Here is an 18,776-nt window from a genome sequence, read left to right on the forward strand (position 1 = left end):
TATCATTTGCAAGTCAAATGTTTTTATTGCCCTCATTGATACCGATAATCCGCCAGCGCTCGCTCGGCGGATTTTCTTTGCTCGATTTTCCCCCGATATCGTCTAGTCCAGCGGCAGCTCCGTGGTGCGCTTTACCGTGCTCATGGCGATGTTCGAGTGGGCCTCGTGGACGTGGGGCAATTGCAGCAAATGATCACGTAGAAAGCGTTCGTAGCTGGCGATGTCCTGAGCCACAACCTTGAGCATGAAATCCATCCCCCCGGCCATCGTGTAGCACTCCAGCACCTCGGGGTGGCCGATGATTGCCTCCTCGAACTCGGCCAGATAGCGGCGGCCATGGCCTGACAGCTTGACCTCGACGAACACCGTCATGCTCAGTCCCAGCTTCTGGGTGCTGAGCAGGGCGACCGTGCGTTCGATCACCCCGTCTTCCTGAAGCCGGTGAATGCGCCTCCAGCAGGGCGATTGCGACAGCTCGACCCGTTCGGCGATTTCCGCTGCGGACAGGCTGGCGTCATGTTGCAGCAGACGAAGAATCTTGCGATCGATGGGGCTCAATTTTGGCTGCATGAATTGACCTTGTTTTTTGTTCTGGTCGAAAAAAGCATGCTCAATATCAGCAGATTTGCGCGCATTTAGAAAGAAAAAGCCTCTTTGCTGCTGGCAGTCTAGTTGCAAGGCTGCCGGGCAGGACCGTCCCGGTGCAAATGACCTGACTTATAAGAACAAGAGAGGTATGCGCATGTCCCTGGCTGATATTCGTCTGGATGATAAATACCGGCTTGCCACCGGCAATCTGTACCTGACCGGCACACAGGCCCTGACCCGCCTGCCGATGCTGCAAAAGCAGCGTGATGAGGCGCGGGGTCTGAACACTGCCGGGTTTATCTCTGGCTACCGCGGTTCGCCGCTGGGCAATCTGGACAAGAGCCTTTGGGACGCCAAGGACTACCTGCAGCAAAACGCTATCCATTTTCAGCCGGGCATCAACGAAGAACTGGCCGCCACGGCGGTCTGGGGCAGTCAACAGGTCAACCTGTTCCCGCATGGCAAGTACGATGGCGTGTTCGCCCTCTGGTACGGCAAGGGGCCGGGGGTAGACCGTTGCGGTGATGTGTTCAAGCACGGCAACTCAGCCGGTGTTGCGGCCAATGGCGGTGTGCTGATCCTGGCGGGCGACGACCACGGCTGCAAATCATCGACCATCGCCCATCAGAGCGAGCATGCGTTCATCGCCTCGATGATCCCCGTGCTCAACCCCAGTAATGTCCAGGAGATTCTCGACTACGGCATCATTGGCTGGGAGCTGTCGCGCTACAGCGGTTGCTGGGTGGCGATGAAGACCATTGCCGAGAACGTCGACTCTTCCGCGGTGGTCGAGGTCGATCCATTGCGGATCAAAACCCGTATCCCCGACGATTTCGACCTGCCCGAAGGCGGCTTGCACATCCGCTGGCCGGATCCGCCGCTGGCTCAGGAAGCGCGACTCAATACCTACAAGATCTACGCAGCCAGGGCCTTCGCCCGCGCCAACCAGCTCAACAAGGTGGTGATCGATTCTGCGCAACCGCGGCTGGGCATCATCACCACCGGCAAGTCCTATCTGGACGTGCGCCAGGCCCTCGAAGAGCTGGGTATCGATCAGGAGCTGTGCGAGAAGGTCGGGATTCGCGTGCTCAAGGTCGGCATGAGCTGGCCGCTGGAACCGGTATCGGTGCACGATTTTGCCGAAGGGCTGGACGAAATTCTGGTGGTCGAGGAAAAACGCAGTGTCATTGAAGACCAGTTGACCGGTCAGCTCTACAACTGGCCCGTGGAACGCCGGCCGGTGGTGGTCGGCGAGTTCGACGAGCAGGGCCGCTCACTGCTGCCGAACCTCAGCGAGCTGACTCCGGCGATGATTGCCAGGGTGATCGCCAAACGTTTCGCGCCGTTCTACAGCAGCCCGCAGATCGAAGCGCGCCTGCAGTTTCTCAGTGACAAGGAGCAAGCGCTGCAGGCGCCGCTGTTCAACACCCAGCGCACCCCGCATTTCTGCTCCGGCTGCCCGCACAACACCTCGACAAAGGTGCCGGAGGGCAGCCGCGCCCTGGCCGGGATCGGCTGCCATTACATGACCATCTGGATGGACCGCGAAACCGACACGTTTACCCAGATGGGCGGCGAGGGCGTGACCTGGATCGGTCAGGCGCCGTTCACCGAAACCCCACACGTTTTCCAGAACCTGGGCGACGGTACCTATTTTCACTCGGGTCACCTGGCGCTGCGTGCGGCGGTGGCCTCCAAGGTCAACATTACTTACAAGATTCTCTATAACGATGCGGTGGCCATGACCGGTGGCCAGCCGATCGACGGCGTGCTGCGCGTCGATCAACTGAGCCGTCAGGTGTTCAACGAAGGCGTGCTGCGCATCGCGCTGGTTTCCGACGAACCGGACAAGTACCCGAGTCGTGAGGACTTCGCGCCGATTACCACCTTTCATCATCGGCGCGATCTGGACAGCGTGCAGCGCGAGTTGCGCGAGTTCAAAGGCGTGTCGGTCATCATCTACGACCAGACCTGCGCCACTGAAAAGCGCCGCCGTCGCAAACGCGGCACCATGCCCAATCTGGAAAAGCGCGCGTTGATCAACCCGGCGGTGTGCGAGGGCTGCGGCGATTGCGGGGTCAAATCCGGGTGCCTGTCTGTGCTGCCCAAGGAAACCGCGCAGGGGCGCAAGCGCGAAATCGATCAGAGCGCCTGTAACAAGGATTTCAGTTGCGTCGAGGGTTTCTGCCCAAGCTTCGTCACCGTGCACGGCGGCAAACTGCGCAAGCCTGCGTTGCCCAAGCAGGTCGAGGCGTTCGCGCGTCTGCCGGAACCGGTATTGCCGTCGCTCGACAGGCCGTTCAATATTCTCCTGCCAGGTGTCGGCGGCACTGGGGTGACCACTGTCGGCGCGATGCTGGGTTATGCCGCGAATCTGGAGGGCAAGGGCTGCAGCGTGCTCGATCAGGCCGGTCTGGCACAGAAATTCGGCCCGGTGGTCAGCCATATCCGCATTGCCGCGCGCCAGGAGGATCTGTTTGCCGTGCGTATCGCCGCCGGTGAAGCGCACCTGCTGCTCGGCTGTGACTTGCTGGTGGCTGCCGGCCCGGACGCGATCGCCAAGCTCGATAGCAAGATTTCCCATGCGGTGGTCAACAGTCAGCAAACACCGACCGCCGAGTTCACGCGCAATCCGGATGCCGTGTTTCCGGCCGAAGCCATGAAGCAGACCATCATCGAGGCGGTCGGCGCGGCGAAGACCCACTTTGTCGAAGCTACATCGCTGGCCACCCGACTGATGGGCGACAGCATCGCCAGCAACCTGTTCATGCTCGGCTATGCGTTCCAGTTGGGCCTGATTCCATTGACCTCGGCGGCCATCGAGAAGGCCATCGAACTCAACGGCGTAGCGGTCAACCTGAATCAGCAGGCGTTTCTCTGGGGGCGTCGTACCGCGCATGATCCCGCCGCTGTGGAGGCCTTCGTCAATCCACAAGACAAGGTCAGCGAGCCGCAATCGGTGGACCTTGATCAGCGTATCCAGAGTAACGTCGATGCCTTGAAGCAGTATCAGAACGCTGCCTACGCGAAGCGCTATCTGGCGTTGGTGCAACGCGTGCGCGACAGCGAATCGCGGGCATTTCCCGGTCAGCAGCCGACGCTGACCGAGGCGGTGGCGTTCAACTACTTCAAATTGCTGGCCTACAAGGACGAATACGAAGTGGCGCGGCTTTACAGCAACGGCGAGTTTACCCGCCAGTTGCAAGCGCAGTTCGAAGGCGACTATCGACTGGAGTTTCATCTGGCACCGTCGTGGCTGGCCAAGCGCGATCCGCACAACGGGTTACCGCGCAAACGCAGCTTTGGCCCGTGGATGCTGCGCGCTTTCGATGTGCTGGCGAGATTCAAATTCCTCCGTGGCACGGCGCTCGATCCGTTCGGTCGCAGTCTTGAGCGTCAGCAGGAGAGGGCGCTGATTGACCGCTATGTCAGCGATGTCGAACTGATCCTGCAGCACCTTCAGGCGCAGAATCGCCACACCGCCTTGAGTCTGGCACGCTTGCCGGAACGCATTCGCGGCTATGGTTACATCAAGGAAAGCGCCATGAAGGCCGCTGCCGTGCAGGCCGATATTTTGCGCAAGAGCCTGGAAAGCGGCGAAGTGGCTGCGCCGAAGCTGTATGAGGCGGCTGCCTGAGGAGCGCAATACCAATCAGCGTGCCAGCTCAGCGTTGGCACGCTTTTCATTACGCGATGCGATCGTCGTGCCGCGTAGAGGTACTGACTACAACGGCCTGAACAAGTGGGCATGCCCAGCGCGGTACAGCGAGGACTCGCTGAAGGTGTCATCGGCAAGCACACGTCCGACCAGAATCAGTGCGGTACGGCGAAAGCCCTTGGCCTGGACCTTTTCCTCAATATCCGCCAGCGTGCCAACGGCCCAGTCCTGGTCCGGCCAGCTGGCGCGGTGCACCACGGCAATCGGGCAGTCGGCGCCGTAATGTGGCATGAGCCCCTCGACGATCCGTTGCAGGTTGTTCACCCCCAGATGAATCGCCATGGTTGCCCGATGGCTGGCCAGACTGGCCAGTTCCTCGCCGCTGGGCATTGAGGTCTTGTCGGCATAGCGGGTCAGAATCACGCTCTGCGAAACGTCCGGCAGGGTCAGCTCGACGCCCAGAAGCGCGGCGCAGGCAGCGGTCGCGGTGACCCCCGGAATGATTTCGAACGGAATGTCGAGTTCGCGCAGGTGGCGGATCTGCTCGCCGATAGCGCCATACAGGCTAGGGTCTCCGGAATGCACGCGCGCCACATCCTGGCCCTGTGCGTGCGCGCGCTTGATCAGCTCGATGATCTGCTCCAGATGCAGTTCGGCGCTGTTGGTCACCTGCACGGCCTGATGGCCCTCCAGAACGGCGAGGGGCACCAGCGAGCCTGCGTAGATAATGACCGGGCAGCTGCGAATCAGGCGTTGGCCCTTGACGGTGATCAGCTCGGGATCGCCAGGGCCTGCGCCGATGAAATAGACAGTCAATGAATTCTCCGGGGTGAATGAGCGCGGGGAGATTATCCGCCGTGCGCAGGGCTGATTGCCAAGGCAAATGTGGCCTGCGCGCTTTTCTGCCGTTCGATCAGCAGCGTGGCGGTACCGTCTCCCAGTTGCGCCGCCAGCGCCAGAGCCGAGCCTTCGGCGACGCCATGACAGCCAGTGCTCTGGAACACCTGCGCAGAACGGTGCGTGAGGTGCAGTTCCCAGGCCACCAGTTGCGCAGCGTTGAAGCACACCAGCGGCACTGCCAGTTGCCCGGCCAGCTCAAGCAGGCCGGGCTCGGTTTGTTTCAGGTCGATGGACGCCAGCGCGGTCACCCGGCCGATGTCCAGCTCAAGTGCCTGCAGGCTTTGCTCGAGCAGATCGCGCAACAGCGCAGCCGAGCAGCCGCGCCGACAGCCCAGCCCGGCCACCAGTGCTGCGCCGGGTTGAAGCGTCGCTGGATCAGGCTTGATGCAGGTCGACATTGTCGTTATGCACATCGTTTCTGCGGAACAGCCAGGCACTGATCAATCCCAGCGCGACCCAGAACAGCGCGTTGGTCAGCAGCGAGGCCATCATGAACTGCGATTCCAGCGCCTCGGGAGCAAGGCTTTCATGGACCAGCGGCTGTGGCGCGCCAAGCACATGCGGGACCAGCAGAATCGCCACACCCAGTGCTTTGAGCAGCCAGTTCTGACCGAACACCAGCAAGGCCAGCCCGGCGGCAGTCGACGCGGCAGCGCCGAGCCACCATAACTGACGCTGACTCAGCTCGGCAGCGGCTGTGCCTGGCAGTTCGGGTGGTAGCCCAAGGGTCGGGGCCAGCACAAACACGGCAAAACCCGCCAGCCCCCACCATGCGCCTTGCACGGTGCGACCCGGCGCGCGCAGGGTGTAAAGCCCGGCAAGCATCAGCGCAAAGCCCACCGCGACCACCAGGTTACCGCCGGTGGTGGACAGCACACGCTGCCAGCCATTTTCGGGCTCCCAGGCCGCTTCGTCATGAGTATGGCTGTGTTCGGCCATCGCGCCGTCCGCGTGCTGATGCAGTTGCTCGGCAGGCGCGTTTTCGTAGGTCTCGGCCTGCTGGATCAGCGGCACCACCCACAGGCTTTGCAGCAGGGTCAGCAGCAGGGCGGCGAGCAGGCCGGTGAAACCTGCGGTGTAGGCGATTCGCTTGAACATTGTGTGGCCCTCAATGGCAAGGAAAGGCAGCGCTGTGACGGGTATCGTGTGCCGCGTTGTGCACGGCCGCGATGTGCGAGAAACCGGCGAAGTACACCAGGCAGGCACCGAGAAGCGCAGCGCTGATGGCGGCGGTCAGGCGTTGAGTGCGTGTGGAGCTGGGCGCGGCGGCGTGGCTGCTGATGGTCGACATGGCGTTCCCTCTTGTTGGTAATCGGCAAGCGGGCCACGCGCAAAAGAACCTGCCGGCAGACGCCGGAGGTTTCAACTGCGCCCGCCCACCGCGGGTTTGTCATTGCAAGCATATCGGGCCGGTCTCCGGGCTCGCGAGGGGCCAGGACGTCAATGCGTCAAAGCCTGCAAGGTCACCTTCCCATGCCAGTGGCACAGTGGATCAGACCTACGCTCGCTTACCGTTGCGGGGGCAGCACCGGACTTGCTCGACAACGCGAGCGCACCGGTTTCCCGTTTCACCCCGTGAGGGGCACCCGAAACAAGGCGTACAGGAGAGCATGGGCGGCGGGGCAGCGTCAATCTGAACGATTGACCTGTCTGCAGTCACTGCGTAGCCTTACCGGTTCGAGGTTCTCCCCGGGTAAAACATCACCCAGTGGAGCTAAGACGGGAATGCGGTACATGCCGCAGCTGCCCCCGCAACTGTAAACGGTCATGTTCATTGCACAGCCACTGCTGCGGCGGGAAGGCGCGATGAATGCGTGTCGGCACATTATTCATTGCCTGCCGCACGCCGCCGTGAGCCAGGAGACCTGCCTCGAACGGGCCACACATACTGCGGCCCTGGAGAATTCTCACTACAACCGGGCGGGGTGATCCGGTGGCGATCCGATCTGCGTGTCATGCATGCGGTTCTCGTCCTGTTTGCCCGCCGCATTGCCAAAGGGCACCTGATGAAAACACTGGCCAAGCTTCCCGTCACCATCGTCACCGGCTTCCTCGGCTCGGGCAAGACTACCCTGTTGCGGCACATGCTCGATAACGCCGAAGGGCGGCGCATTGCGGTCATTGTCAATGAGTTCGGCGAGCTGGGCATCGACGGAGAAATCCTCAAGCAGTGCACGATCGGCTGCACCGAAGAAGAAGCCAACGGCCGGGTCTACGAACTGGCCAACGGCTGCCTGTGCTGCACCGTGCAGGAAGAGTTCTTCCCGGTCATGCGCGAACTGGTCGCACGCCGTGGTGACCTGGACCATATCCTGATCGAGACCTCGGGGCTGGCGCTGCCCAAGCCGCTGGTCCAGGCTTTTCAGTGGCCGGAAATCCGCAACGCCTGCACGGTCGATGCGGTGATCACGGTGGTCGACAGCCCGGCGGTACTGGCCGGTACCTTCGCTGCCTTCCCGGATCAGGTCGATGCGCAGCGCAAACTCGATCCCAACCTGGACCACGAGTCGCCCCTGCACGAACTGTTTGCCGATCAACTGGCCAGCGCCGATCTGGTGATCCTCAACAAGGCCGACATGATCGACGCCGAAGGTCTGGCGACGGTGCGTGCCGAAGTTGCCGAGGAGCTGCCGCCTGCGGTCAAGGTGATCGAAGCCAGCAGCGGTCGCCTGCCGATCAGCGTGCTGCTGGGTGTTGGTGCCGAGTCCGAGCTGCACATCGATGCTCGCAAGACCCACCATGATCACCACGACGATGACGATCATGATGACCACGATCACGACGCGTTCGATTCGATTTCCCTGAAGCTGCCGCAAGCCGATGAAAAAGTCCTGCTCGATGCACTGAATCAGCTGGTGGTGCAGCACGGCATTTTGCGTGTGAAGGGCTTCGCGGCCATTCCCGGCAAGCCGATGCGCCTGCTGATTCAAGGTGTCGGCACGCGTTTCGACAAGCACTTCGACCGCGCCTGGCGTGCCGATGAAGAGCGTGCCACGCACCTGGTGCTGATCGGTCAGGAGCTGGATGCCGCAGCCCTGCAAGTGCAACTCAACGCTGCGATTGCCGGCTGACCCATGCATTTACTGAGAACCCAGCCCGGCGGTTTCGTACCTGACGACAATATTGCCGATCTGGGCCAGACGCCGGCCGAGCTGGTGATTCTCTGCAGCGGCGACTCCAGCCTGGCGCTGCTGGCCGAAGCTGCCCGGCAGCTCCCCGAAGACTACCCCAGCCTGCGTCTGGCCAACCCGATGCAGGTCCAGAATCACGCCTCTGTCGACCTGTACGTCGACGAAGTGCTGCGTCACGCAAAGGTCATCCTGATTTCTCTGCACGGCGGTATTGGCTACTGGCGCTACGGCGTCGAGCGGCTGATGGAGCTCGCGGCACGTGGGGTTCAGGTCATTCTGGTGCCCGGTGATGACCGCCCTGATCCGGAACTGAGTGATCTGAGCACCGTGTCTGCCGCAGAGCGCGATCGACTCTGGCAGTTCCTGCGTCAGGGCGGCCTGCAGAACGCGCTGCAACTGTACAACTGCATGGCCAGTCGCTGGCTGGACCGCGATTACTCATGGGCCGAGCCCGCGCCGTTGCCGCGCACGGCCATCTACCATCCGCGACTGGCAAGCGCGCAGCTTGCCGATTGGCAGGCAGACTGGCTTGCCGAGCAGCCGGTGGCGGCGCTGCTGTTCTATCGCTCGCACCTGCAGGCCGCCAATACCGGTTTCATCGACGAGTTCTGTACGCGCTTGCAGGCGCAAGGCATCAACCCGCTGCCCATTGCCGTGGCCAGCCTCAAGGAACCCGGCTGTTTCACTCAGGTGGAGGACTGGCTGGATGAGGCTGAAACCGAGCTGATCCTCAATACCACCGGTTTTGCCCAGTCGAGTCCGGAAGCGCCGCATCTGCGGCCGTTTCGGCGCAACGTGCCGGTCATTCAGGCCATCTGCGCGCAGGACAACGAGCCTGCCTGGCAGGCCAGCGAACAGGGCCTCGGCGCTCGCGATCTGGCGATGCACATTGCCTTGCCGGAGCTGGACGGACGGATCATCAGTCGGCCGATCAGCTTCAAGGACCTGGCCTGGCGCAGTGAGCGCAGCCAGTCGGACGTGGTCTGCTACCGCGCCCAGCCGGACCGGATGGATTTCGTCGCGGAATTGGCGCGGCGCTGGATCGAGCTTGCACGCCTGCCCAATGGCGAAAAGCGCGTGGCACTGATCCTCGCCAATTACCCGACTCGCGACGGGCGGATCGGCAACGGTGTGGGGCTCGATACGCCTGCTGCGGCGCTGAATATCCTGCGCGCCATGCAGGCCGAGGGCTATCCGCTGGCACCGTTGCCGGACACTGGCACCGAACTGATCCAGCAACTGCTGGGCGGCGTGACCAATGATCTGGACAGTATCGACCAGCGCCCGTGTCAGCAGAGCATGGCGCTGGAGGAATACCTGGCGGCTTTCAACGAACTGCCGCAGGAAAATCGCGATGCGGTGAACGCCCGTTGGGGCACGCCGGACACCGATCCGATGTTTCGCAGCGGCCGGATGATGATCGCCGGCCTGCGCTTTGGCCTCACGTTCATCGGCATTCAACCGGCGCGGGGTTATCAGGTCGACCCGAGCGCGGTGTATCACGACCCGGATCTGGTTCCCCCCCATGGCTATCTGGCGTTCTACTTCTGGCTGCGCAAGGCCTACGGCGCGCATGCGGTGGTGCATGTCGGCAAGCACGGCAACCTCGAGTGGCTGCCGGGCAAGGGCGTGGGGCTGTCGCAAACCTGCTGGCCGGACGCGGTGCTGGGCGCCATGCCGAACATCTATCCGTTCATCGTCAACGACCCGGGCGAGGGCGCACAGGCCAAACGGCGCACTCAGGCGGTCATCATCGATCACTTGATGCCGCCGCTGACCCGCGCGGAGACCTACGGCCCGTTGCGCAATCTGGAACTGCTCGCCGACGAATTCTATGAAGCGCAAATGCTTGATCCGCGCCGCGCGCGCGAGCTGCAGCGTGACATTCTCGAACTGGTTCGTGAAACCCATATCGACCGCGAACTGGCGTTGGGCGAGAACCTCGACAGCGATGCCGACGCGGCGCTCTGGCTGCCACGTCTGGACACTTACCTTTGTGACCTGAAGGAATCACAGATTCGCGATGGCCTGCATATCTTCGGTCAATCGCCGCAAGGTCGCCTGCGCATCGACACTTTGCTGGCGCTGCTGCGTATTCCGCGTGGTGACGGGCGTGGCGCGCAGTCCAGTCTGTTGCGCGCGTTGAGCAAGGCGTTCGAGCTGGACTTCGACCCCTTGAACTGCGAGCTGGCCGAACCCTGGACCGGCCCGCGTCCTGCTGCGTTGCAGCACCTGAGCAGCGACCCCTGGCGCAGTGCAGGCGACGCGCGCGAGCGGCTGGAGCTTTACGCCGCCATCCTTATCGAACGCGTCACGCAGGGCGAAGCGTTGACCGACTTGCCGGCGCACGATGATCTGGCGCTGATTCTCGACAGCTTGCGTGACGTTGTCGCGCCGCGTCTGGATGCCTGCGGCCCCGGCGAAATGCAGGGCATGCTCGATGCCCTGAGTGGTCGCTTCGTTCCGGCAGGCCCCAGCGGCGCGCCGAGCCGGGGCCGTCTGGATGTGCTGCCCACCGGCCGCAACTTTTTTACCGTGGACGTGCGCAACCTGCCGACCACCACGGCCTGGCGAATCGGCTTCCAGTCCGCCAACCTGTTGCTGGAACGTCACCTGCAGGACCATGGCGATCACCTGCGCCAGCTGGGCCTGTCGGTATGGGGCACTGCGACCATGCGTACCGGCGGTGACGACATCGCCCAGGCCATGGCGCTGATGGGCGTGCGTCCGGTGTGGGCGACGGGCAGTCAGCGGGTCGACGACTTCGAGATTCTGCCGATCAGCCTGCTCGACCGCCCGCGAGTGGACGTGACACTGCGGGTCTCCGGTTTCTTCCGCGACGCGTTCGCCAACCTCATCAAGCTGTTCGACGCTGCGGTGCAGGCCGTCGCGGCGCTTGACGAGCCCGACGACCTGAACCCGCTGGCGGCCAGGGTCCGTGAAGAACGGCAAGGCTTCCTCGCAGAAGGCCTGGACGAAGACGAGGCGGCGCGTCAGGCCGGCTGGCGGATATTCGGTGCCAAGCCCGGTGCCTATGGCGCTGGCGTACAGGGTGCTATCGATGGCCGCCTGTGGCAGAGCCGCGACGACCTTGCCGAGGTTTACCTGAACTGGGGCGGTTACGCCTATGGCGCTGCCGATGAAGGTACGCCTGCGCGTCAGCGCTTTGCCCAGCGGCTTTCTCAGGTGCAGGCGGTGCTGCAGAATCAGGACAATCGCGAGCACGATCTGCTCGACTCAAATGACTACTACCAGTTTCAGGGCGGCATGCTCGCCGCTTCTGAAAGCCTCAGCGGGCAAAAGACCGCCAGTTATCATGGCGATCACAGCCAGCCCGACCTGCCGAAGATCCGCACCCTCAAGGAAGAGCTGAACCGGGTGATACGCTCGCGCGCAGCGAATCCGAAATGGATCGAAGGGGCCAAGCGCCATGGTTACAAAGGCGCATTCGAGATGGCCGCGACCGTGGATTTCCTGTTCGCGTTCGATGCGACCACCGAGCTGATCGATGATCACCAGTACGCGCTGCTCGCCGACGCCTATCTGCTGGACCCGGCGACTCGCGATTTCATCGCCGAGCACAACCCCGATGCCTTGCGCGACATGACCGAGCGCATGCTCGAAGCCCAGCAGCGCGGCCTCTGGCAGGAGCCTGGCGAGTATCAGCAGGCGCTGGAAGACCTGCTCCTGGACATAGAAGAGAACTGATGACCGTGTCTGATTCAACGATGAGCGAAACTCCGCATTTCCCACTGGCTGCTGTGGTCGGTGCCGATGACTTGAAACTGGCGTTATGCCTGACTGCCATTGACCCGCGCATCGGCGGCGTGTTGATCGAAGGGCCACGGGGCATGGCCAAATCGACGCTGGCCCGCGGGCTGGCCGATGTGCTGGCCAGCGGTCAGTTCGTCACCTTGCCGCTGGGCGCTACCGAAGAGCGTCTGGTCGGCACGCTGGACCTTGACGCCGCGCTGAGCGAAGGCCGCGCGCGCTTCTCTCCGGGCGTGCTGGCCAAGGCCGACGGTGGCGTGCTGTATGTCGATGAGGTCAACCTGCTTGCCGACCATCTGGTCGACCTGCTGCTGGACGTCGCGGCCAGCGGCGTCAACCTGGTCGAGCGCGACGGTATCTCCCATCGTCATGCTGCGCGTTTCGTGCTGATCGGCACCATGAACCCCGAAGAGGGCGAACTGCGCCCGCAGTTGCTGGATCGCTTTGGCCTCAATGTGGCCCTGAGCGGCCATACGCTGCCTGCCGAGCGCAGTCAGATCATCCGTCGCCGTCTGGATTTCGACAGCGATCCGCAGGGCTTCTGCCAGCACTGGCAAACGCAGCAGGATGCCTTGAAGCAGCGCTGTGAACAGGCACGTCAGTTGCTGTCGGGCATTGAACTGGATGACCAGTCCCTGGCAATGATCACCGAGCGCTGCTTTGCCGCAGGTGTCGACGGCATGCGCGCCGATCTGGTCTGGCTGCGGGCTGCGCGCGCGCATGCGGCGTGGCGGGGGGCCGGGCACATTGAAGAGCAGGACATCGAGGCGGTTGCCGAATTTGCCTTGCGTCATCGGCGTCGCGAGCCCTTACCGCCGCCGCAAAACTCCGAGGCGCCGCCACCGCCACCGGGCTCGTCCAGCAAACAGGCCGAGCCTGAAAGCGGGCAGGGCAACTGGGGTGAGTTGCCCGCTCAGGCCGTCACGACCGGATCACGCCGCGAAGTGCCGAGCTGGCCAAAAAAGCCCTAGGCATCCGCCCCCGCGCCATACAGGGGGCGGATGCCATTCCCCGTCCCGGTCGACTGGCCAGCGGCAGGCAGGGCGCTGTGCGTGTCGGAGCTGACGGCCCGGTGCAATGGTTGCCGACCTTTTTGCGCGGTCAGCCGAAGAGCTACAAGGACCTGGTTCGCCAGCCGCGTAGCAGCCGGCCCAGCGAGTTATTGCTGGTGATTGTCGATGCTTCGGCGTCTACCCGCCGCCATCAGGCGTTGAGTCAGGCCAAGGGCCTGCTGTCGCAGATGTTCGACGATGCCTATCGACGCCGGGCTCGGCTGGCCTTGCTGACCGCCAGCGGCACTGCGCCACGCTGGCAGCATCAAGGGCTGAAGGCCTCGTCGGCGTTGACACCCTGGCTGGATGCACTGGGGGCTGGTGGTGGTACGCCGTTGCCGGAAGCGCTGCAACAGGCGGCTGAATGGTTGGCGCAACGGCAAAAACGCTATCCGGCTGAACAGCAGCGGGTTCTGGTGCTGACCGATGGTCGGATCAAGTCGTTACCGGCACTGCCTGCGTTCGACTGCGCCAGTTTGCTGATCGATATCGAGAAAGGCCCGATCCGCCTGGGAAGGGCGCGGGAACTGGCATCGAGTCTGGGGGCCGAGTATCGGCACATCGATGAGTTGAAGCGGGTCTGAGGATGGGGAATCCGTCAGGCCCTGCTCTCTTGCCGATGCTCTGCGGGGTTGGCGCGCGCAGAGCATGGCACTGAGAACACATTCCTGTGGGCGCGGCTAGTGCGGCGATCCCACAGGTTTTCCATTACGCCAAGCGGGGAGCCCGCTCGGTCAGGCATCAAGCCGGCATGGTCCACGGCTCAAGGTCGTAGCCTTCGTTGCTGATTTCTGCACGGGCCTGTTCCAGAGCGCTGGCCAGCTGGCGCTTGTCGGAATAGGTGCTGCTCGGGATCTGCTTGCGACCGATACGGTTGCTGGTGCGGTCGATCACCGTCAGGCTCAGTTCGCCGTTACCGTCCTGTGGTGCCCAGGCAACACACTGGAAGGGTTCAAAAGCGTGTCCAGCGATCAGAAGTGCATCGTTGAAGCGCAGTGGGGCGTTCATGGTCGTTTCCTCAAGTGCCCATATCAATTCAGTCACGTCGGCGGGCTAACCGTCCGGCTGGTTACTTGTGTTGATGAACGACAAGGGGTCATGAGTCACACTGTTCACTGAAAATAGTTGCGAATTATTTTCGGCGGGCACGCGCGTGAAAAAGGGTCGGGCAGGTAACGCATTAATGGCCGCAGGTTATGAGCGTTAGACCCAAACGGTACAACGCCGCGTCAAATATTTGCTAGGGTGATGGTTGGGCTCGCCAACAGACTGTTTATAAAAAGCTTTTAAAAATCCCTCAATACGCCGGGCGCCAAGGAAACTTCATGCATGGATCGGCCCCAACACGACGTCTGTTAATGCTCGACGGCGGTGACGACTGTCATCCATTGATCGCAGTTCTGATCGCAGCCGGCTGGACGGTGCAGGAAAGCCCATCGGGTTCGGCAATCATTTCTGATTGTGATGTAGGCCTCATTCACCTGACGTCCGATCATTTTGAACACGTGTCCAGGCTCGAGGCGCTGTTCGTTAACAGCCCGGTGCGCTGGATTGCAGTGCTGTCAGCCAGTGATTTGCGACGTGAGAAAATCGGCGATTTCGTCTGCCGTTGGTTTTTCGACTTCCATACGCTGCCTTTCGATGCCGGTCGGCTGCATGCCTCGCTGGACAGAGCATTGACTGCCGGGCACCCGAATGTGCAGGGCGCGCCATCGCAATTCAGCGCGGAGCCCGAGCTGCTCGGCGACAGTCGGCCTGTCCGTGAATTGCGCAGGCTGCTGAGCAAACTGGCGCCCACCGATTCGCCGGTACTGATCAGGGGCGAGCGGGGCACGGGCAAGGAACTGATCGCGCGCAGCCTGCATACTCAGTCCTTGCGACGTGACAAACCCTTTATCGTCGTTGATTGCGCAACGCCTGACGGGCAGTCGATCCACGCCGTGCTGTTCGGTCATGAGGACGGCGAATTTGACGATGCTCAAGAGCGCAGGGTCGGGCTGCTTGAGGCCGCAGACGGCGGCACGCTGTTGCTCGATGAGGTCGGTGAGCTCCCGCTGGATACCCAGGCGAGCCTGCTGCGCTTTCTCGAAGACCGGCAGATCGAACGCGCGGACGGCGGCGAACCGATTGCAGTGGATGTGCGGGTGCTGGCCGCGACTCGCGAGGATCTTGAAACGGCCGTACGCAAAAAGCGCTTTCGCGATGACCTGTATTACCAGCTCAATGTACTGCAGGTCGGTGTAGCGCCGCTGCGCGAGCGCCATGGCGATCTGGCGCTGCTGGCTAACCATTTCGCCCATTTGTACAGTCAGGAAACCGGCAGGCGGGCGCGCAGTTTCAGTCAGGATGCGCTGGTGGCGCTGGGCAAGCACGATTGGCCGGGCAATGTGCGCGAACTGGCCGGTCGCGTTCGGCGCGGGCTGGTGCTGGCCGAAGGCAGGCAGATAGAGGCGGCAAACCTGGGCCTGCTTGGCGAAGAGGACAGCATTGGCAGCATGGGGACGCTGGAGGATTACAAGTCGCGTGCCGAGCGTCAGGCGTTGTGCGACGTGTTGACGCGCCACAGTGACAATTTGAGTGTGGCGGCCAGAGTGCTGGGTATTTCGCGGCCAACGTTCTATCGGCTGTTACACAAGCACCAGATCCGCTGAGTCGCCCAGCAACTGTGAGACAGCGGTCAGCGCCTGTTCGCGGCGCTGCTCCCAGTTACCGCCCACTACCCGGTAAGCCTGCAGGTGGTGTTCCAGCCATTCCCGGCTGGCGTCGAAAAAGGCCTGGCGTTCACCCAACTGCGGCTGGCAGCGCTGGCCGTCGCTGATCCAGTCAACGCCTTCGGGCGACAGCAGCAGGTGCAGGTCATAGGATCGGCTCAGCAGTTGCTGTTCGATCCACGCAGGGCAATCGCCGAACAGGGTGCGGCTCCAGAGCATGTTGCTCAACAGGTGCGTGTCGAGTATCAGCAAGTTTGGCTCGGCGCTGCGCGCGGCGTCCTCCCAGGCCAGCTGGCCCCGGGCGATGGCCGGTATGTCGGCGTAATCGGTATCGCGGCCCTGCTGATCGATGAACTGCCGGACGTATTCGCCGACCAGCAGGCCGCCAAACCTATGCTGTATTTGCGCCGACAGCCAGCTCTTGCCGCTGGACTCGGGGCCGGTGAGGACCAGAACTTTCATCGCGCCAGCGCCAGATCGTTACGCCACTCGCGCCAGCCCTGTACCGCCAGCAGGGTGAACAAGCCATACAGCGCAGCCGTCAGGTACAGCTCCTTGTAGATGAACAGGCCGACGAAAATCACATCGAGCAGGATCCACAGCGGCCAGCACTGAACGCGTTTTTGCGCCATCCAGACCTGCGCCACCAGACTGAACCCGGTCAACGCGGCGTCCAGCCAGGGTTGTGCAGCATCGGTGAAATGCGCCATGCCGGCACCCAGTGCAACGCTGATGAGTGCGCCGACCGCCAGCCCCTTGAGCACCGAACTGTTCTGCAACGTGGTTACGGCTTTGACCGGCAGGCCGTCACCGTGCCGGGTCCATTGCAGCCAGCCATAGACCTGCAGGCCTGCGTAGATGACCTGCAGAAGCATGTCCGAATACAGCTTCACGTCGAAGAATATCCAGATGTAAATCACCACCATGACCAGGCCGATTGGCCAGCACCAGGGATTCTGCTTCACTGTCAGCCAGACTGCGATAACGCCGATGGCGGCAGCGAAGAGTTCAAGCCCGGACATGGCGGCTCCTTGGTGAGGGTAGTGAGGGGTGGGGCCGGCGATTGTATGCGCTTCTGCGCGCGGCGTGCAGCTTGTGTTGCGCCAGAGCTTACGTCAGCAGGCGTTGTGCGTGCAGGTCTGCTAGCATTCCGCGCCGTGCATTTGCGCGAGTTTCTTCAAGCTTCGTTCAGGCATGTAGCGGCATAGTGGCAAGCATTTTTTACACGACAACATTAAACAGCGAGCCTGCGGCATCGCTTCATGGGGGAATGATGGATCTTTGGACCGCTGCTCAGGCGTTGATATTGGGTGTTGTAGAAGGGCTGACGGAGTTCCTGCCGATCTCCAGTACCGGGCATCAGATCATCGTCGCCGACCTGATCGATTTTGGCGGCGAGCGCGCCATGGCCTTCAACATCATCATTCAGTTGGGGGCGATTCTGGCAGTAGTCTGGGAGTTTCGGCGCAAGATCCTCGACGTCGTCGTGGGTTTGCCCAAACAGCAACAAGCGCAGCGTTTCACCCTCAACCTGCTGATCGCCTTCATGCCGGCCGTGGTGCTGGGCGTGATCTTCGCCGATACCATTCACCACTACCTGTTCAATGCCATTACCGTGGCCACGGCGCTGGTCATCGGTGGGGTGATCATGCTTTGGGCCGAGCGCCGCGAGCACACCGTGCGCACCGAAACCGTCGATGATATGAGCTGGAGCGATGCGCTCAAAATAGGCTTGGTACAGTGCCTGGCGATGATCCCCGGCACCTCGCGTTCGGGTTCGACGATCATTGGCGGCCTGCTGTTCGGCCTGTCCCGCAAGGCGGCGACCGAATTCTCGTTCTTCCTGGCCATGCCGACCATGGTCGGTGCCGCGGTGTATTCGGGCTACAAGTACCGTGACATGTTTCGCCCGGACGACTTTGCGGTGTTTGCTATCGGCTTCGTTACTTCGTTCATTTTTGCGATGATCGCAGTGCGCGGTTTGCTCAAGTTCATTGCCACTCACAGCTATGCGGTGTTCGCCTGGTATCGCATCGCTTTTGGCCTGCTGATTCTGGCGACCTGGCAGTTCGGCTGGATCGACTGGGCATCGGCCAAGGCATGACAGCGAGCCGCGAGTCGTCACGGCCAGCCAGCCGTGGCAGGTCGCCGGTCCGGCAACTGCGCTTGAAGGTCCTGGCGTTGTTGCTGCTGTGTGCGTTACCGGTCTACGGCACGGCGTCGCTGTGGCTGAGGCAAGTCACGCCGATTCCGGCGCTGGTCCTGATCGTCATGAGCCTGCTGGCGTTCGTGCTTTACCGGCATGACAAGCGACAGGCCGGCAACGCGGGCCAGCGCACGCCGGAGAACGTCCTGCATGGCGTCGAGCTGCTCGGCGGCTGGCCCGGCGCGCTGCTGGCGCAGCAGGTGTTCCGGCACAAGACCCGCAAGGTGTCTTTTCAGGTCGTATTCTGGCTGATCGTGCTGCTGCATCAGGCGCTGTGGATTGACTGGCTGTTTCTGGGCAAGCGGCTTGTGCAGCTGTTGCCGTTATAGCTTCAGGCCGATCTGTTGCCGTTTCGGCAGCCTGCCGACCACCAACTGGTGCGAGCGGGTCAGCAGATCGCGCAACTCATCGGCGCTCAGCGTCTGTACGTTTGCCACGCTGATCCAGTGCGCACGCGCCAGGTAGGGCGCAGGTCGTATGCCGGGTCGATCCACGTAACCCAGAAACAATTCCGGGTGGACCTTGAACGCAAGGTCCTCGCCGGTCAGACCCATGACCGCGAACATTTTCTTTTCGGCGACGGAAAAAACCCGCACGCCGCCCCACTTGTAGTCTTCACGCGCACCCGGCAGATCGAGGCAGAATCTGGCGATGTCCTCCTTGTGCAGGCTCTTTTGCGGGCTCTTTGGCATGGATGCTCCCTGGGTTTTGACGGCGCACGGTAAGCTGTTCGATAGCCGCACGGATATTCGATCAGCC

17 protein-coding genes and 2 riboswitches are annotated in these 18,776 nt (G+C 62.3%); of the genes, 8 read left to right on the forward strand and 9 right to left on the reverse strand.

Annotation, left to right across the window (positions count from 1 at the left end):
• Positions 1-102: 102 nt before the first annotated feature.
• Positions 103-570: an Lrp/AsnC family transcriptional regulator gene (locus KBY08_RS14315; protein WP_002553253.1), complete on the reverse strand. Its 468-nt coding sequence runs from the start codon at positions 568-570 to the stop codon at positions 103-105.
• A 172-nt stretch (positions 571-742) separates the two neighbouring features.
• On the opposite strand from KBY08_RS14315, the gene KBY08_RS14320 reads away from it, so the two are divergent.
• Positions 743-4,225 (forward strand): indolepyruvate ferredoxin oxidoreductase family protein, encoded by a 3,483-nt coding sequence (locus KBY08_RS14320; RefSeq protein WP_111522322.1) that lies wholly within the window; start codon positions 743-745, stop codon positions 4,223-4,225.
• Between the two features lie 87 nt (positions 4,226-4,312).
• Here the strand turns inward: KBY08_RS14320 and cobM are convergent, their stop codons facing one another.
• Genes cobM through KBY08_RS14340 form a run of 4 tightly spaced genes read right to left on the reverse strand, consistent with a single transcriptional unit; the run spans position 4,313 to position 6,437 of the window.
• Positions 4,313-5,062: a precorrin-4 C(11)-methyltransferase gene (cobM, locus tag KBY08_RS14325; protein ID WP_111522309.1), complete on the reverse strand. Its 750-nt coding sequence runs from the start codon at positions 5,060-5,062 to the stop codon at positions 4,313-4,315.
• Positions 5,063-5,094: 32 nt separating this feature from the next.
• Positions 5,095-5,544 (reverse strand): cobalamin biosynthesis protein, encoded by a 450-nt coding sequence (locus KBY08_RS14330; RefSeq protein WP_024639573.1) that lies wholly within the window; start codon positions 5,542-5,544, stop codon positions 5,095-5,097.
• Positions 5,522-6,244: a CbtA family protein gene (locus KBY08_RS14335; protein ID WP_104684340.1), complete on the reverse strand. Its 723-nt coding sequence runs from the start codon at positions 6,242-6,244 to the stop codon at positions 5,522-5,524. The genes KBY08_RS14330 and KBY08_RS14335 overlap by 23 nt, the downstream gene beginning before the upstream one ends.
• A gap of 10 nt (positions 6,245-6,254) precedes the next feature.
• Positions 6,255-6,437: a CbtB domain-containing protein gene (locus tag KBY08_RS14340; protein ID WP_003342053.1), complete on the reverse strand. Its 183-nt coding sequence runs from the start codon at positions 6,435-6,437 to the stop codon at positions 6,255-6,257.
• A gap of 98 nt (positions 6,438-6,535) precedes the next feature.
• Positions 6,536-6,751, reverse strand: a riboswitch (cobalamin riboswitch).
• 58 nt (positions 6,752-6,809) lie between these two features.
• Positions 6,810-7,034, forward strand: a riboswitch (cobalamin riboswitch).
• Positions 7,035-7,152: 118 nt separating this feature from the next.
• Between KBY08_RS14340 and cobW the strand changes: the two genes are divergently transcribed.
• From cobW to KBY08_RS14360, 4 genes are read left to right on the forward strand one after another with little or no spacing between them, the layout of a single operon-like run.
• Entirely contained in the window at positions 7,153-8,217 is a 1,065-nt protein-coding gene (cobW, locus tag KBY08_RS14345; protein ID WP_024641521.1) for a cobalamin biosynthesis protein CobW, read from the forward strand.
• 3 nt (positions 8,218-8,220) lie between these two features.
• Positions 8,221-11,985: a cobaltochelatase subunit CobN gene (cobN, locus tag KBY08_RS14350; RefSeq protein WP_011268156.1), complete on the forward strand. Its 3,765-nt coding sequence runs from the start codon at positions 8,221-8,223 to the stop codon at positions 11,983-11,985.
• Entirely contained in the window at positions 11,985-13,019 is a 1,035-nt protein-coding gene (locus KBY08_RS14355) for an ATP-binding protein (protein WP_011268155.1), read from the forward strand. Before cobN ends, KBY08_RS14355 begins: the two co-directional genes overlap by 1 nt.
• A gap of 53 nt (positions 13,020-13,072) precedes the next feature.
• The gene (locus KBY08_RS14360) at positions 13,073-13,684 is read left to right on the forward strand and encodes a vWA domain-containing protein (RefSeq protein WP_024641520.1); all 612 of its coding nucleotides are present in this window, start codon (positions 13,073-13,075) and stop codon (positions 13,682-13,684) included.
• Positions 13,685-13,841: 157 nt separating this feature from the next.
• Here the strand turns inward: KBY08_RS14360 and KBY08_RS14365 are convergent, their stop codons facing one another.
• The gene (locus tag KBY08_RS14365; protein WP_003315350.1) at positions 13,842-14,108 is read right to left on the reverse strand and encodes a hypothetical protein; all 267 of its coding nucleotides are present in this window, start codon (positions 14,106-14,108) and stop codon (positions 13,842-13,844) included.
• A gap of 317 nt (positions 14,109-14,425) precedes the next feature.
• On the opposite strand from KBY08_RS14365, the gene KBY08_RS14370 reads away from it, so the two are divergent.
• Positions 14,426-15,751 (forward strand): sigma-54 dependent transcriptional regulator, encoded by a 1,326-nt coding sequence (locus tag KBY08_RS14370; protein WP_011268154.1) that lies wholly within the window; start codon positions 14,426-14,428, stop codon positions 15,749-15,751.
• On the opposite strand, the gene KBY08_RS14375 is transcribed toward KBY08_RS14370, so the two are convergent.
• Together KBY08_RS14375 and pnuC are read right to left on the reverse strand one after the other, a co-directional pair.
• Positions 15,728-16,273, reverse strand: a complete 546-nt coding sequence (locus KBY08_RS14375; protein WP_024641519.1) for an AAA family ATPase — start codon at positions 16,271-16,273, stop codon at positions 15,728-15,730. The genes KBY08_RS14370 and KBY08_RS14375 overlap by 24 nt on opposite strands.
• Complete coding sequence (pnuC, locus tag KBY08_RS14380) at positions 16,270-16,833, reverse strand: nicotinamide riboside transporter PnuC (RefSeq protein WP_003400615.1); 564 nt, start codon at positions 16,831-16,833, stop codon at positions 16,270-16,272. The genes KBY08_RS14375 and pnuC overlap by 4 nt, the downstream gene beginning before the upstream one ends.
• A gap of 251 nt (positions 16,834-17,084) precedes the next feature.
• Here pnuC and KBY08_RS14385 point away from each other — a divergent pair, with 251 nt between their 5' ends.
• Both KBY08_RS14385 and KBY08_RS14390 read left to right on the forward strand, forming a co-directional pair.
• The gene (locus tag KBY08_RS14385; RefSeq protein ID WP_003400617.1) at positions 17,085-17,915 is read left to right on the forward strand and encodes an undecaprenyl-diphosphate phosphatase; all 831 of its coding nucleotides are present in this window, start codon (positions 17,085-17,087) and stop codon (positions 17,913-17,915) included.
• Positions 17,912-18,346: a DUF1294 domain-containing protein gene (locus tag KBY08_RS14390; protein ID WP_011268152.1), complete on the forward strand. Its 435-nt coding sequence runs from the start codon at positions 17,912-17,914 to the stop codon at positions 18,344-18,346. The genes KBY08_RS14385 and KBY08_RS14390 overlap by 4 nt, the downstream gene beginning before the upstream one ends.
• On the opposite strand, the gene KBY08_RS14395 is transcribed toward KBY08_RS14390, so the two are convergent.
• Entirely contained in the window at positions 18,341-18,709 is a 369-nt protein-coding gene (locus tag KBY08_RS14395; RefSeq protein WP_011268151.1) for an MmcQ/YjbR family DNA-binding protein, read from the reverse strand. The genes KBY08_RS14390 and KBY08_RS14395 overlap by 6 nt on opposite strands.
• Positions 18,710-18,776: the final 67 nt, after the last annotated feature.

It is taken from the genome of Pseudomonas sp. P135 (assembly GCF_020312125.1).
GTDB lineage: Bacteria > Pseudomonadota > Gammaproteobacteria > Pseudomonadales > Pseudomonadaceae > Aquipseudomonas > Aquipseudomonas fragariae.

What these genes read in the sequence shown, in the direction of transcription:
- KBY08_RS14315 (WP_002553253.1), bottom strand. Translation starts at nt 570, where the DNA reads ATGCAGCCAAAATTGAGCCCCATCGATCGCAAGATTCTTCGTCTGCTG.
- cobW (WP_024641521.1), top strand. Translation starts at nt 7,153, where the DNA reads ATGAAAACACTGGCCAAGCTTCCCGTCACCATCGTCACCGGCTTCCTC.
- KBY08_RS14385 (WP_003400617.1), top strand. Translation starts at nt 17,085, where the DNA reads ATGGATCTTTGGACCGCTGCTCAGGCGTTGATATTGGGTGTTGTAGAA.
- KBY08_RS14375 (WP_024641519.1), bottom strand. Translation starts at nt 16,273, where the DNA reads ATGAAAGTTCTGGTCCTCACCGGCCCCGAGTCCAGCGGCAAGAGCTGG.
- KBY08_RS14335 (WP_104684340.1), bottom strand. Translation starts at nt 6,244, where the DNA reads ATGTTCAAGCGAATCGCCTACACCGCAGGTTTCACCGGCCTGCTCGCC.
- KBY08_RS14320 (WP_111522322.1), top strand. Translation starts at nt 743, where the DNA reads ATGTCCCTGGCTGATATTCGTCTGGATGATAAATACCGGCTTGCCACC.
- KBY08_RS14340 (WP_003342053.1), bottom strand. Translation starts at nt 6,437, where the DNA reads ATGTCGACCATCAGCAGCCACGCCGCCGCGCCCAGCTCCACACGCACT.
- cobN (WP_011268156.1), top strand. Translation starts at nt 8,221, where the DNA reads ATGCATTTACTGAGAACCCAGCCCGGCGGTTTCGTACCTGACGACAAT.
- KBY08_RS14370 (WP_011268154.1), top strand. Translation starts at nt 14,426, where the DNA reads ATGCATGGATCGGCCCCAACACGACGTCTGTTAATGCTCGACGGCGGT.
- KBY08_RS14355 (WP_011268155.1), top strand. Translation starts at nt 11,985, where the DNA reads ATGACCGTGTCTGATTCAACGATGAGCGAAACTCCGCATTTCCCACTG.
- KBY08_RS14395 (WP_011268151.1), bottom strand. Translation starts at nt 18,709, where the DNA reads ATGCCAAAGAGCCCGCAAAAGAGCCTGCACAAGGAGGACATCGCCAGA.
- KBY08_RS14330 (WP_024639573.1), bottom strand. Translation starts at nt 5,544, where the DNA reads ATGTCGACCTGCATCAAGCCTGATCCAGCGACGCTTCAACCCGGCGCA.
- pnuC (WP_003400615.1), bottom strand. Translation starts at nt 16,833, where the DNA reads ATGTCCGGGCTTGAACTCTTCGCTGCCGCCATCGGCGTTATCGCAGTC.
- KBY08_RS14390 (WP_011268152.1), top strand. Translation starts at nt 17,912, where the DNA reads ATGACAGCGAGCCGCGAGTCGTCACGGCCAGCCAGCCGTGGCAGGTCG.
- KBY08_RS14365 (WP_003315350.1), bottom strand. Translation starts at nt 14,108, where the DNA reads ATGAACGCCCCACTGCGCTTCAACGATGCACTTCTGATCGCTGGACAC.